The organism is Mesorhizobium sp. M0184 (genome assembly GCF_040322215.1).
In the GTDB taxonomy this organism is placed as follows: domain Bacteria; phylum Pseudomonadota; class Alphaproteobacteria; order Rhizobiales; family Rhizobiaceae; genus Mesorhizobium.
Genome location: NZ_JAMYSZ010000036.1, coordinates 1 through 13,214 on the forward strand (window position 1 = coordinate 1; position 13,214 = coordinate 13,214).

At 60.1% G+C, this 13,214-nt stretch carries 7 protein-coding genes and 9 pseudogenes; 8 read left to right on the forward strand and 8 right to left on the reverse strand.

Annotated elements, in window-relative coordinates; all coding sequences use genetic code 11:
- From NKJ23_RS29250 to NKJ23_RS29260, 3 genes and pseudogenes are all read left to right on the forward strand, one after another.
- Nucleotides 1-381 (forward strand): annotated as a pseudogene (locus tag NKJ23_RS29250) (hypothetical protein); the annotation flags it as partial.
- A gap of 229 nt (nucleotides 382-610) precedes the next feature.
- Nucleotides 611-1,306 (forward strand): IclR family transcriptional regulator, encoded by a 696-nt coding sequence (locus tag NKJ23_RS29255; RefSeq protein WP_352684056.1) that lies wholly within the window; start codon nucleotides 611-613, stop codon nucleotides 1,304-1,306.
- 282 nt (nucleotides 1,307-1,588) lie between these two features.
- A complete protein-coding gene (locus tag NKJ23_RS29260; RefSeq protein WP_352684058.1) occupies nucleotides 1,589-1,954 on the forward strand; it encodes a hypothetical protein in 366 nt (121 codons plus the stop codon).
- 132 nt (nucleotides 1,955-2,086) lie between these two features.
- Here NKJ23_RS29260 and scpB read toward each other — a convergent pair.
- The 6 genes and pseudogenes from scpB to NKJ23_RS29290 all read right to left on the reverse strand — a co-directional run.
- A pseudogene (gene scpB, locus NKJ23_RS29265) lies at nucleotides 2,087-2,794 on the reverse strand (SMC-Scp complex subunit ScpB).
- A gap of 51 nt (nucleotides 2,795-2,845) precedes the next feature.
- Nucleotides 2,846-3,124: pseudogene (locus tag NKJ23_RS29270) on the reverse strand (DUF1403 family protein); the annotation flags it as partial.
- Nucleotides 3,125-3,471: 347 nt separating this feature from the next.
- Nucleotides 3,472-3,826: pseudogene (locus tag NKJ23_RS29275) on the reverse strand (type II toxin-antitoxin system RelE/ParE family toxin).
- Between the two features lie 83 nt (nucleotides 3,827-3,909).
- On the reverse strand, nucleotides 3,910-4,353 hold the full coding sequence (locus NKJ23_RS29280) for a hypothetical protein (RefSeq protein WP_352684060.1): 444 nt from the start codon (nucleotides 4,351-4,353) through the stop codon (nucleotides 3,910-3,912).
- Nucleotides 4,354-4,711: 358 nt separating this feature from the next.
- A pseudogene (locus tag NKJ23_RS29285) lies at nucleotides 4,712-5,455 on the reverse strand (DUF3734 domain-containing protein); the annotation flags it as partial.
- Between the two features lie 1,629 nt (nucleotides 5,456-7,084).
- Nucleotides 7,085-7,301: pseudogene (locus NKJ23_RS29290) on the reverse strand (3-methyl-2-oxobutanoate hydroxymethyltransferase); the annotation flags it as partial.
- Nucleotides 7,302-7,448: 147 nt separating this feature from the next.
- On the opposite strand from NKJ23_RS29290, the gene NKJ23_RS29295 reads away from it, so the two are divergent.
- A complete protein-coding gene (locus NKJ23_RS29295; protein ID WP_352684062.1) occupies nucleotides 7,449-8,411 on the forward strand; it encodes an NUDIX hydrolase in 963 nt (320 codons plus the stop codon).
- A gap of 4 nt (nucleotides 8,412-8,415) precedes the next feature.
- Here NKJ23_RS29295 and NKJ23_RS29300 read toward each other — a convergent pair.
- A pseudogene (locus NKJ23_RS29300) lies at nucleotides 8,416-8,757 on the reverse strand (transposase); the annotation flags it as partial.
- On the opposite strand from NKJ23_RS29300, the pseudogene NKJ23_RS29305 reads away from it, so the two are divergent.
- Nucleotides 8,754-8,983 (forward strand): annotated as a pseudogene (locus NKJ23_RS29305) (PIN domain-containing protein); the annotation flags it as partial. The pseudogenes NKJ23_RS29300 and NKJ23_RS29305 overlap by 4 nt on opposite strands.
- Before the next feature lie 221 nt (nucleotides 8,984-9,204).
- On the opposite strand, the gene hemN reads toward NKJ23_RS29305, so the two are convergent.
- A complete protein-coding gene (hemN, locus tag NKJ23_RS29310; protein WP_352684064.1) occupies nucleotides 9,205-10,545 on the reverse strand; it encodes an oxygen-independent coproporphyrinogen III oxidase in 1,341 nt (446 codons plus the stop codon).
- Between the two features lie 517 nt (nucleotides 10,546-11,062).
- On the opposite strand from hemN, the gene NKJ23_RS29315 reads away from it, so the two are divergent.
- From NKJ23_RS29315 to NKJ23_RS29325, 3 genes and pseudogenes are all read left to right on the forward strand, one after another.
- Nucleotides 11,063-11,428: a hypothetical protein gene (locus tag NKJ23_RS29315; protein WP_352474850.1), complete on the forward strand. Its 366-nt coding sequence runs from the start codon at nucleotides 11,063-11,065 to the stop codon at nucleotides 11,426-11,428.
- Nucleotides 11,429-11,590: 162 nt separating this feature from the next.
- Nucleotides 11,591-12,751, forward strand: coding sequence for a porin (locus NKJ23_RS29320; protein ID WP_352684066.1), 1,161 nt, complete (start codon nucleotides 11,591-11,593; stop codon nucleotides 12,749-12,751).
- A gap of 14 nt (nucleotides 12,752-12,765) precedes the next feature.
- A pseudogene (locus NKJ23_RS29325) lies at nucleotides 12,766-12,975 on the forward strand (bifunctional hydroxymethylpyrimidine kinase/phosphomethylpyrimidine kinase); the annotation flags it as partial.
- Nucleotides 12,976-13,214: the final 239 nt, after the last annotated feature.

Genomic DNA, 13,214 nt, shown 5'->3' on the forward strand with positions numbered 1-13,214 from the left:
GGGCAATCCGTCACCGCTTCGTCAGCGATAGCGATTCTACGTGCGTTTGCCGACCACTTGGAACGTGTAGTTCACGCGCCGGGACTACTAGGTCTCGTGGGAGGCTATCCCGTTAGGATTGCTCCAACTGGTATTTCGATCGAACTGCCCCAAGGCTTATCATTGGACGATGCGGTGGAGATCAATTCGCAATGCCAGAAGTACGATGGGATCGAGGCGGTCGAGAGCGACGGTACCGTGCGCTTCACAGGTGAATCGGCAGGAATTCTGCGTGAGTTGCTTGACTATGATTGCGAAGCAATGGCGCTGGATGAGTGCGAAAATCGCGCGGAGGAGTTGGCAGCTAAATACGCCGAATATTGCGATCGCCTTCAATCATAGGCGCCACTCGCGCCGCGTGACTACATTAATCGCGGCCTGGCCTGCCAATGTACATCTGTTTGTTCCATCTGAGCCCTCTCAACCTCCCGGCCCTCGATAAGTTGTCTGCCACCGCAAGCATCTCGCCTGATTGCAAAAAACAGCCGGCCTCCGGCAGAACTTGGCACACCGTTTTTTCCACCGAGTACCCTGGCAGTCGACCGGTTTTGCAACCTCGAGAGGTACCATCGTGAGAAGGCAAATCAATAAGATTGAAACAGAACACGTAAAGAGCGCACAGCTTCTCGACCGCTCAGTGGCTCTTCTAAATTATCTCGCCGAAGTGGGGGACGAAGGGGCGCGCGTGCACGAAATGGCGAAAACTTTCGGCCTCACCATGTCAACAACCCATCGGATCGTTAGCGCGCTTGAGCGGCATTTACTACTTGAGAGGGATCCCTCAACGAGGCGTTACCGCTTGGGTTTGTTATTATACACGCTCGGAGTCAAGGCCGTTGAAAGCACGACCTTACGTCGTTGCTGCCGCCCCGCGCTATTGCGGCTGGCAGCCAAAACGGGGAATTCTGTCTCTCTGGTGGCGCGAAGCGGCTTCCATAGTGTGTGCTTAGACTGGCAAGAGGGGACCTACCCCATTGACAGCGTGGCCCGTCACATGTGTAGCCAGGTGCCGCTGGGGGTCGGTTCAGCAAGCCTTGCAATTCTGGCTTTTTTGCCGCCTGAAGAAGCCAATGGAATCATAAGCGCCGACGCTCACCCGATTGGAGACATCAACACCACGCAGCTCTTCGAAGAGCTGTGCGTCAAGTTTCCAATTCGATTTGCCCGTAAGCAGTACAAAACCCGCCGTTCACTTCGAATTTCGCCGGTTAGTGCCAGTCAAACTCCTCCACCTGCAGGCAGGGCAGAAGTGGAATTGTTAGTTTGACCTTGTTTCCCGGGCAAGGACTTCAGCGGCTTCTTTGAGGCGATAGCTGCGTCCGTCGATACTCGATCGGCTGATGCATCATTGCCATTTGCTTGAGTTCGTCGTGCTTATGGTATTGTCTCGCGGATATGCCCCCCAGTCCTAGACGACCCGATTGGAGGTGACGATGACGCCGGCGCATGGCTGCGACCCTGACCCATTAGCGCTACAAACTGCGCCGCAGCGTCCTCGGAGATGGCGCGCGGGAGCAACGTTTCATCCAGCACGAGGAGATCGCAGTCGATGATTGTTCGCATCCGGGCCACTCGCGTTGCGCGGGGCGGCTGTGACTTTAACCTGTTGCAGCGACTGCTCAAACAGACGCAAAATCTCGCCATTTGGCGGAGAGCTCCACGGCCGGCTGTTTCGGATTTTGGTGTGGTCTTCGAGATCGATGTCCCGCCTGTCGAAGCGGGGTTGGATTCCTTCGACCCGACCGAACTGACGCCGCAGCACTTCTGCGCCCGATGCACTTTCGGTCTGCGCAGGGCATCAAAGGTCATCGTCAAAGCCTCGGCACGACGCCTTGAACAGTCGATTGACAACTCTGCAACGTGGAGATGGCCAAGTGATCGACGAGGGGCGTGGGGCAACCCGGACCGGGGCTGATCTTGCGGTTTTGCGCGATGTCTATTCGCGTGCCGCCGCCAGTGGAATCGGATCAAAGCATCTCCGGGGAATTGCAATCCCGCGCGAATGAACTCTCGAACCACGAACCGCCCACCTCGGCGACGCAGCGAGCTATTCATCACCGGCGACGCCTGCATCCCCGTCGGCATCGTTGGGAAACCCAGGCATGATGTCGCCCGCCAAGAGCTTCTCCTTCGACAACAGGTCGGCATCCTCGAGCGCTTCGATGTCGGGGAGATCTCGCAGCGTGTCGAGCCCGAACTCCTGCAGGAATTCTTTGGTCGTGACATAGGTGTAGGGCGCGCCGGCGTCGGGCTGCGCGGTCCGGAGGCGATCAGGCCGGCGCCGCGCAGATGACCGATCAGGTCGCGACTGATCTCCTTGCCGAAGAAGGACGACAGCTCTCCCCGCGTAATCGGCTGGAAGTAGGCGATGCACATCAGCACCAGCACATCCGACTGCGTCAGGTCACCCGCCCGCTCGTTGCCGCCGATGGCCGTGCCAAATGCACTGCGGATGGCGTCGGCATACGCCGGCCGGGTCAGGTGCCGAAAACCGCCGGCGACGGCGACTAGGTCGTAGGGGCGGCCGCACAGTTCCTCGCGAATGTCGTCGATCAAAAGGTCGATGCTGCAGCTTTTTCCGACGATGCGGACCAGCGTCTCGCGGCTGACCGGCTCGCTGGCAGCAAAGATCGTCGCCTCGACGCGGTTCCTCCATTCGCGCCAGCGCATCTCCGGCGGCAGGTGATCGAGCTCGCGAGCAGGGAGGCCGTCGCCTCCCTGCTCGCCTTTGTCGCCTGGCCGCACTCTCCGCCATCGCTTTCACAGCCCGTAGATGCGGAAGGTTGGCCGGCCGGTGAACTCACGGACGGTTCCAGGCGAGGAGCAAAAGACCGGGGGACCGACGTCGTCACCCTGTCGCGTCAGCAGCACGGCATCACGCAATGCGGCGTCACCCTCCACCCTCCCCGCCTGTTTGGCCGTCACCGCCACGGCGGCCACGCCAGCCGCTGCCGCCAGGCGCCGGCCCACCGTTCCTGACGGCGAACAACCGCATCGAGCGCGCCGATGGCAGCGCCCGCGGCAATGGCGATCTCCTCCAAGCGTTGTGCGGCAAGGATTTGCGGTCTGGAACCGCCCTGCGCAGCCAGGACGGCACCGGTGCCGCGAGAGCGGACAGCCCGATCCCGGGGGAGTGGGGATGGTGGTGTGGGGCGCGCGAAGAATCGTCGCGAGCAGGATGACGCACGGCGGCGCTTTTGGCAACGACAGTGCGCAGCACCTCCCGCCCGTGCGTTCAGATAGCGCGCGAACATCGGCTGGCCGACATGGCTGTACTCACGCAGCGCCTTGATCTCGTCCGGCGCGACTTCTTACGGCACCGCCCGGCAGCTGTCGTCGAACTGCGCAGCGTCACCGTGTCGAGTTCCGGCCCGGTACATGCCTTCCACGACGCTTTGGATCGCCTCGAAGGCTTCGCTCTTCAACTTTCGCTTAGTCGTTATCACCGATCTCCAACAGGACCCCTGCTTTTAGCTCAGCCACCTGATCGGCCTTCTATTTTCGCCCGGTACAGCGCGGCCAGCCTACGAAACTCTGTTCGCCCAGTCCTGTTTCGCGAACAGATAGACGTAGACCCAGAAATCGCCACTCTTGGCCAGAACGATCGCGCGGTGCCGGTTGTCCTTCAGGCGCTTCTTGAACACGCCGTCGCCAAGATCGTCGTCCTGCCCCAAAGCCACCTGTTCGATCGCCTGGTTCAAATGGTGTCTGAAATCCGCGCCTTGCGCGCCGCCTTGACAAACCATGCCGTCTCGAAGGTCCGTTCCGGCCTGGCTGTAAATAGCACCTGGTGCTATGATTACCCTGTCGTTGCCGTGCCGGCGCCAAACACCGATCGGCCGACGCGTCACGGAGAGCTCTATACGTCAGTCAGATCCTCGGGGTATCGGCACCGCGCGCATGGAACAGCCACCATGTTTCGGCGCCGCGCTTTGAAAGCGCCAGGCATTGAGGCTCCGGGGCCGGCTCGATCAAGCCCAAACGGACGAGCGGAATGATCATCTTTTCGCCGACTGACTTGTCGCCATCCAAACGCCTGGCACGACAAGGCGCCATCCCGGCGTTCCGCGCTCGGTCGTGGCCGCCGCGAGATAGCCCCATTTCCGGTGGCGACTCTCCCTGTCCCAAGGTGAATAGGAAGATGCTCCAGAAGGCATTTCGCGGGCGCGGCGGGATCAGTGCCCAGTCGAGCGGACCGTCCTGCGCAGCCGGCTCTTGGTTCTGCGGCGGCCGGCCCGACCTTTTGTCCTCAAAGCCTTGGCGATACGCCTTTTCCGGGGCCCGCGCGATGGCGCCCGCAGAGTTGACGGCCATGCCGTATTCCGGTCATGGCGGTCCTTGGCCATGATTTCCCGGGCCATCTCCCGCACCTGGCCTTGCGATAGGGATCTACGACGATTTGCCTTGACTTCTTGATCACCTCCCGCGGGTAGCGCGCCGTCGCGCTGGCGTTGTATGAGTTCAGGCCTAAGCCTGCAGCCGCCGTGAGATGCCCGATTGTCGGATCGGAGGCTGTCCATCCCGTCGGGTCAGGTTCGGCGCCTTTTCGTTTTTAGCTTGTTTCCGACGGTGTTCGAGCTCGTGTCATTCAAGCCGACGCCAAGGGAAATTCCTACGCGTCTGAAGTGTGCGCGTTGGGGATCGTCAATCTGGCGAAGCGCCGGCAAAGATCTCAGGTCGGGTCTTCGCGCTGCAGGTCACGGATGGCGACGCCATCGACATTGGTTGGCATCGTCAGCCACTTCCGATGGCGCAAGGTCCGCTGCGTGTCTTCCAAGCCTGTCTCCCAGTGCTCGCGCATCGAGGTACCGGAGAACTCATAGTCCTTGGCATGGCCTTCATAGCCTTTGTGCTGGTAGATCAGGTGCACGATGTTGACCACGCCAGCGCCGGAATAGTCAGCCATCAGTTCTTTCTCGCCATCATTGAGCTGATCCGGCGGCATGCGCTTCAGCGCGTCGAGCAGCTTCATCTTGAGCGCGTGGATGCGCTGAAAGTTGTCAGTGTTCTGGCGTGTACGGCTCGAATACATAATGTCTTTGTGGCGGGACAGCACGTCGGGCATGCTGCGTGGCAGCACGCCACGAGCGCTGAACAGGTCGACCTGGAACACCAAGGAAGAACGGTCTTCTTTCTGGTCGAGCAGATATTGCAGCGGCATGTTGGAGACGATGCCGCCGTCCCAGTCATATTCGCCGTCGATACGGATCGACGGGAAGGCCGGCGGCAGCGCGCCGCTCGCCATGATGTGCTCCGGGCCGATGCGCACCTTGTCTGTGTCGAAATAGACTAAGTTGCCAGTCCTGACATTGACGGCGCCGACGCTGAGCCGCTTCTTGCCGTTGTTAAGCACTTCGAAGTCGATCAGGCTCTCCAGCGTGTCCTTGAGTTCGGCGGTGTCGTAAAAGCTGGTGGCGCAGGCGCTGGTTGGCGCCAAGCTGCCGTCGCAGTTTATCGCGCTGCAGTCGACCTTTTTTGCGCAAACGGGTCGAACTCTTTGTGGAGCAGGCCAAGCAATTCCAGGCACTCGGAACTAGGGGCGTGGCCGACGTCAGCAAGCCGGTCAAAAACGCCTAGAGCCGGCAAAGGTAGGCGGAGTTGCGGAAACACCCTGAGCGCCAGCAGCACCCCAAGCGTCCGCACCTCGTCACGAGGTCCGCAGGCAGGTGGGTCGATAAGCCCATCAAGGAACGAAGACAGCTTTTTGAAGATGCGCAAGCAGCGGAGTAAGTACAACTCAGCTCCATACTCGATTAACAGCTTGTGATGCGCAGCGCTGAAGGCTTTTTGCAGACAGGCCGTCCTGCGGCAGTCGTGTCGTGAAGCATTCGATGAGAGGATAAGGTAGGAACACGGCGGGCATCGACACCAGGTCCTGCCGTTACGACGTCCCTTGCCGGGACGGTGGACCCGGTTAGGCCGCTAAGACGGGAGCAGCTCGTTTGATGACTGCGCGTCCTAGATTGGCCAGCCGATCCCGATCAGATCCCATCAGGCAGCGGCCGAGGCGCCGACTGCGGAAAGAAGCAAGACGCCCGGCAGCGGACGAAGTTACGAGGGATTGACAAGACGAGGCCCGTTACAGAAGCCCGTGTTATGCACGACGGAGCGTCTGAGAGGTTGGCGGATGTAGTCTAAGATTGATTTGGCGTAGGATTCAGTTGTCTCAGCCAACCCTGCCACACCCTCGCCGCTCGCCCCATGGCATGCACCTGTGGGGACGCGACCGCGCACGGCATTGCTTTCGGAAGATGTTATGCTGTTGGGTCTCACTGCTCGTGGCATCTGCACCCTGACCCATGGTTAGTCGAGAACTTGATTTTGGCGGACTACACAGTCACCCAATCAGCTGCGGCAATCTGGCATGAGGTGAGCCAGACATTCGAAGTACTCGATCTCCCTGGAATCGATGCGCGTGTTCGCCGTCGATAGGACGCAGCGGCTTCGCCTCGCATAGCGATGTTGGGGACGAATTCGTCCTGCTGCTGGTCCACACCATCAGAGCACCCTGCAGAGAGTCGAGCGACCCATTGACAGTCCGCGCCCAATCCAGCAGCCCGGCAGTGAGAAAAACCCACGGTCGGTTCACGTTAGCTGCTCCCAATTCGCTCTCGCCTGGAAAAAACGGACGAGGTTGGATCGAGCTGACGGTGTTAGCCTGCGGCCCAGGTCGGGGGCTAGCGACTCGAACTTTTCGCGCAGTTCCTCGGTCAGGGCCCATGCGTCGGCGCCACTGTCAACCACCCCGGGTATTGAGCAATATCAAGAGATCATCTCGACTGGCATGGATGGCGCACTGCGCTACCGTCAAGGTAATCTCAATCGGGCGCGTTTATGTCAAAAAGGACCGTGAAGGCCTCAGCTGTGCCCGGCGTATCGGCCGAACCCTTTGAAACTAGATTCATTTCCCCTGAAACAATAGTGCCGCCGAGTCGATTTACTGACTCGCATAGGTTGTGTTGGAGTGAGAGTGCGATGATGCTGGCGCGGGCGCACTGGAAGGGCTTTATCAGGCATTGCGGAAAGCCTGCTCCGGGTTTCTTCAAAAGGAACCGAACGGCGGGTCGACGACCATTTGCGCCGGCTCCAGGCCACGGCGCAGGTCTGACCGTGCATGATCATCATCTCCAGCGTCACGCCCAGCGTCGACGCCAAGCCGTGGAGAACTATGCCGCGCTGTCGCCGACGAGAACAACGTCGCAATGTCGATCGACGAGCTTTGAATCGGCGCACTCAATGGGCCTCCTTCCCCAAGCACGGATGTCGCGTTGGCACTTTTTATGCAGCTGCGAAGAGCTAAAATCGCCACGACGGGTGGTGTTGACGCGCCGACAATTATCAGACAAAAACGGAATTCAATCGGTTCAGCCGCCTACGCGGCAGGGCTCTGCTCAACAACCTCGGGGACCATGGACGAACGCGCAAAAGGGATTAGGAAAGGCGGAGCTGGAGGCAAGGCCAACGACGTCAATGCGGACTTGATCGCCGTTGTGGTCGCCATGGACAGCAGCGCCCCCTGCGTTCTGACCATCCCGCAGGCAAACGCCCTGCCCTCGGGCCCGTTCGAGCTTGCTCACCGTTCGCTGCAGTCGGGCCTCAGGGGATGGGTGGAACAACAGACCGGCCAGCCGCTCGGCTATATCGAACAGCTCTACACCTTCGCCGATCGCGACAGGGTTGGCGCTGACGACCGCGTGGTCTCTATCAGCTATCTGGCGCTCACCCACCAAGACGAAGCTGGCGACCCGGCCGGGCGACACTGGGGAAGCTGGTACGACTATTTCCCGTGGGAGGATCACCGCTCCGGCACACCGGCGGTCGTGTTGGACGAATTGCGGCCGCGCCTGATGGAATGGGCGGATGGCACTGACGACAGTACGACACGCCTCGACCGACGACGGCGGGCGGCCATCGCCTTCGGCTTTGACGACCGCCATTGGAACGAGGAACTCGCGCTTCAACGTTATGAGCTGCTCTACGAAGCCGCCCTGGTGGAGGAAGCAATACGCGCCGGACATTCCGCTGCGCCCACCTCGGTCTCGGGCAGATCGATGATCGCCGATCATCGTCGCATCCTGGCGACCGGCATTGCGCGGCTGCGCTCCAAGATCAAATACCGGCCGGTCGTATTCGAACTGATGCCGCCGGTCTTCACGCTTTTGCGGCTGCAGCGCACCGTGGAGGCGCTTGCCGGCAGGCTCGTACGTAAGCCGAACTTTCGCCGGCTAATCGAGCAGCAGGAGCTGGTCGAGGAAACCGGTGAGACAACCGCGGAAACCGGCGGCCGGCCGGCGCAACTTTATCGCTTCCGTCACGCCGTTCTCGACGAGAGGGTGATAGCCGGAACAAAATTGCCGCTGTCGCGGGCTTGACCCGCCTTGCGCCAGCAGCCCTGACGATGTCGCGGACGGCTTGGCCCTTGTGAGAACCGGCATTGTCGAGAATGACGATGTCGCCCGGCTTCAGTGTTTTGTTGAGTTCGGTTTCGACATAGACGCGAAAGGCCTGCGTATTGATGGGTCCGTCAATGACCCAAGGCGCCTCCACCCGATCATGCCGCAGCGCGGTGATGAAGGTCATCGTCTTCCAATGGCCATATGGTGCGTGGGCCATCAGCCGCTTGTCGCGCACACCCCAGCCGCGCAACGGCGCCATGTTGGTCTTGACCCATGTTTCATCCAGGAAGACCAGCCGCGTAGGGTCAATGCGGGTCTGTGTCGATCGCCGAGATCCGGCGCGGCGCTGCCCTCATGGACAAACGTCGGAAACGTGACGCACTGGCCGAATGGCTCGCCCGGGACCTGCCGCAGCGCTTCGAGTCGAGAGTCCTGCCGGTGGACGAACTGGTTGCCTTGGCGCCTGGGGCGACCTGACGGGCCTCGCGAAGCGGCGTGGCCACGGTCTGTCATCGATGGACGGGCTGATCGCAGCCACCGCGATCTCCTGACCCATCACATGGCGGGGATCTTCATGCGCTGACGGCGAAACACCCAGATATCCCGCACCTACCACGATCAATATGGAAACGCCTCGGTGGCAGCCACGAGGTCGATGTCATTGAAGATGAGATGAAATAGGCGGATCAGCTCTGCTTTTCGCATCCTTGACGCGCGCTTCATGCTCGGCCAAGGGCGTCGAGTTTAGCTTCCGGTTGGATGCTTGCCCTCACCTGGGGCTATGCTTACGGCCATCCCGATCGAGAAAAGCATCGAACGCGGCAGCGACAGCACGAATCACAAAGCGATGCTCCCGCCGTACGCGGACAAAACCGTTTTCGAAGTCCACTATCCCGTCCTCGGCCAGCATCGCCAAGCGTTCAGCTGAATCGAGAAGACGGATCGGATCAGATCCGTGGGCGGCACAGATTGCCTGCACATCGGCCTCGAGATCGCACATTAGTTGCTCGATAATTGCGGCTCGCACGCGGTCGTCGTCGGTGAGGCGATAGCCCTTTGACGTCGCCAGACGGCCAGCTCCGATATGCTGGATATAGGAATCCCGTGTAACTTCGTTTTGAACGTACCCTTGGCCGATGCGGCCGATAGCCGACGCTCCGAAACCGATCAGGGTTCTGCAGGTGTCGGCCGAGTAGCCCAACGAGTTACGCCGCAGGCGACCGGTTTTCTGTGCCAGCGCGAGCTCGTCGTCCGGCAAGGCGAAATGGTCGAGCCCGATCTCGCGGTAGCCGGCGGCAATCAGCGTTACGGCCACGGCCGCATACTGTTCGGCGCGGGCAGCGCTGCCCGGAAGAACTGCCTCCTCGATGAGGCGCTGATTCTTTATAAGCGACGGGATGTGCGAATAGCCGAACACCGCAAGCCGGTCGGGGCGCATTGCGACCGCCGCCCTCGCGGTCTCGACGCAGGACTGCACCGTTTGATGCGGGAGACCGAAGATGAGGTCGAAGTTGATGCGGCTTATTCCATGCCGGCGCAGCATTTCCACGGCAGCCGACGTCTGGGCCTCGCTCTGGATCCGGTTGATCGCTTTTTGAACGATTGGATCGAAGCTCTGCACGCCGAGGCTCGCGCGGTTCACGCCGGCCGCTCCTAAGGCTTCCGCCATCTCGGGCGTGAACGTGCGTGGATCGATCTCGATGGCGACCGTAGCTGTTTTCGTGAGAGCGAAGCGGCGTCGCAGGAACTCCATCAGAGCCAGGAACTCGGCTGGTCCTATGAGAGACGGCGTTCCGCCGCCGAAATGCATGTCGCTCACGGGCAGCGTCTGCGGCGCTCGCTCCGAGACCAAACGGATCTCGTCACGCAGGGCCGCCAGATAGTTGATGATCGGCGCATCATGGCGGGTGATGGTGGTGGGGAAGCCACAATACCAGCAAGCTGATCGGCAGAACGGAACGTGGAAATAGAGCGACACCGGATCGTCCGCCGGCAGGTTCCTGAGCCATTCCTCATAAGCCTCGGCGCCGACCGCCCCAGAGAACTCCGACACAGTCGGATAGATAGTGTACCAAGGCAGGCCGGCCTCGCGATATTTTGTGGTCTGCAACAGTTACCGTCCCATGCTGATAACCACCAACCTTACCGCTGCGCCCGCCTATGTCTTTGCGCTATGTCAGTCCGTTCCGCTTTGGGCTCGAAAGTTGTATTTCTCAGCAATAGCGGCCGTTCAGTCTTGGCTGGACGGTCAGCGACTGGCCATGGCTGTTCCCGCCGCGACCCTCACGCGCACCGTTTGGTTCCACCATCCCTTCCCTTCAGCCTGCGCCTGGTCGCGTAGATTCTGCTGAGCGCGGCTGCCGCATCCAACGAGATAACACGGCGTTGGGATCAGACTTTGCTCGCCAGCTAGCGCAGCCCCATAGTGATCTCTGGCATCTCGATGAGCTCGTTGTGTGAATTGCTGGCAAGAAGCATTAGCTGTGGCGCGCCGTCTATCAGGACGAGAGGCTGCTCGACGCGACCGTCAGGTCGGCCGCAATGCCAGGCCGGCGCGCCTACTGACTCCGTGGTGGAGGCAAGGCTGCGCGTTCAGCGCGTGATTACCGATCATCGCGCTCGCCAAAATGACGGCGTCGTACCGAGCGGTGCCGCCGCATGATGTCTCAACGTCGGGGCTCACAGCAAACAAAGCTGTCGCCATTGAACGAAACTGTCGCGAAGCGAACAGACGAACCGTAGCCGAAACGTTTGCCGTTCGTGCTTGGGTTGATCCGCAAGGCAAAAAGGAAGGAAGAGCGAACCAAGGTCCGCCGGCACACTTGAGCTTCAAGCCGCAGCTGCGTCGTCAGGATGGCACGTCATTTGCAGTGGAAGCCTTTGTGACGGCCCGCCCACAACTAGCGGAGATGACGGGGATGATTTGTACAGAAATGTTGGATGGCGTCGTTTCGGCGATTATTATATTTGTAATAACAATCGCATATTTGTAACAATAACACCCAATCATATTCTGAATTTCTGATGAATATCTGGCGCGACGAGCGCATCAAAACTGCTCAAATTCAACTAAATGCGCATCGTTATCGACTGTTTCCTTAGCAAGAGTTCATCACTGACGTCCATTCCTTTTACTCTTTGAACGGAGATCAACAATGAACATTAGGAGCCTCCTCCTCGGCTCAACTGCGGCACTGATTGCCGTTTCCGACGCTCGCGCCGTGACCGCCGTTGCCGAGCCTGACCCGACTGAGTACGTTAGAGTCTGCGACGTCTACGGCTCGGGCTACGTCTACATTTCAGGCACTGAGACCTGCGTGCGCATCGGCGGCTATGTCCGTTACGACGTCGGCTTGGGCCATGTCGGATTGGTTGATCACGCAAGAACCTCGGATGTGAGGACTGGTGAGCATCAGGGCACATGGCAAAACAACACGCGCTTCACATTGAAAACTTGGACCGGCCAGGAGACCGAACTCGGCACGTTGAAGACCTACACCGAAACCCGCATGAACTTCGGCAACCGCCACACTTCGGTTTCGGACAGTTCTCGGTCCCATGCCTTCAACGGAGACAGCACCTTGACTTTCGCCTGGATTCAGCTTGGTGGCCTCCGAGTTGGTAAGGACTGGTCGGCCTTCGACATGTTTATTGGTGGCGCGGGTGACGTACTCAACCAGACGCCGGTTCCGTACGGCGCTTTCGATACCAATGTGGTTCAGTACTACTTCGACGCCGGGAACGGCTTTTCGGCCGTGGTTTCGCTCGAAGAAGGCTCGGGCGTGGTCGGCACAATCGACAGCTACGCACCGCACGTAGTCGGCGGCTTGAAATACACACATGGCTGGGGCGCGATCACCGGCGTTGCCGCTTATGATAGCAACTACGAATCGGTGGCCGCCAAGGTCCGTGTCGACATCAATGTCACCAACGAACTGTTGCTGTTCGGAATGCTCGGCTACGGTTCCAACGGCAAGCTCAACGACGACTCCACGAACGCCATCGACGCTCATGGTCGCGGCTTCTATAAGAGTTGGGGCGGGAACTGGGCTTTCTGGGCTGGCGCCACTTACAAGCTCAACGAGACAACTTCGTTCAACCTTCAGCTCTCCGGTGATCAGCTCAAGAACCATGGTGTCGCTGCAAACGTCGCCTATGCGTTTCTTCCAGATTTCACAGTTACGGCCGAACTCGACTATGGCCAATACGGTAACTTCGCCGTCGGCAAGGTGGACGGCGCTTCCAACATGAATTGGACCAACGCCAACAAGAAGAGCAGTGTCGGCGGAATCCTGCGTTTCGAACGCTCATTCTAACGGATGAAAGGGCGCTGAGGCAGGCATCGCATGTACTTGTCGTCGGCGGATCGGACTCCAGTGGGGGTGCCGGAATCGCGCGCGATATCGAGACGCTCTCCTCCATGGGCGTGCGCAGCTGCCTTGCCGTCACTGCGGTGACGGTGCAAACATACGACAGCGTCACGGACATCCTTCATCTGCAACCCGGTCTGGTGGCCGATCAGATGCGTGCAGCGATCTCGCGGGCGTCGCGGCGTAGTGAGCGCGGGCGCGGCCGTGATGATCGTGGCGGGAGGGAGAGGTAAGGAGCGTCTTTCCTTTGAGAATTCGCGTTTACGGGTACCCCCGATGCACAACGGGCGAGTTTTTCAAAGAGGCGCGTCCTCCTTCGAAGCGCTTCGGAGGGCCAGGCTCTAGGCTCGCCCCGAGCCCCTGCGTAGCCTGCGGGGGAGCTGGGTCTCGGCCCATCCGGGTAACGATC

Coding starts and splice junctions, on each gene's coding strand:
- NKJ23_RS29315 (WP_352474850.1), top strand. CDS start 11,063: ATGACGGCGTCGTACCGAGCGGTGCCGCCGCATGATGTCTCAACGTCG.
- NKJ23_RS29295 (WP_352684062.1), top strand. CDS start 7,449: ATGGACGAACGCGCAAAAGGGATTAGGAAAGGCGGAGCTGGAGGCAAG.
- NKJ23_RS29260 (WP_352684058.1), top strand. CDS start 1,589: ATGATTGTTCGCATCCGGGCCACTCGCGTTGCGCGGGGCGGCTGTGAC.
- NKJ23_RS29280 (WP_352684060.1), bottom strand. CDS start 4,353: ATGGCCGTCAACTCTGCGGGCGCCATCGCGCGGGCCCCGGAAAAGGCG.
- NKJ23_RS29320 (WP_352684066.1), top strand. CDS start 11,591: ATGAACATTAGGAGCCTCCTCCTCGGCTCAACTGCGGCACTGATTGCC.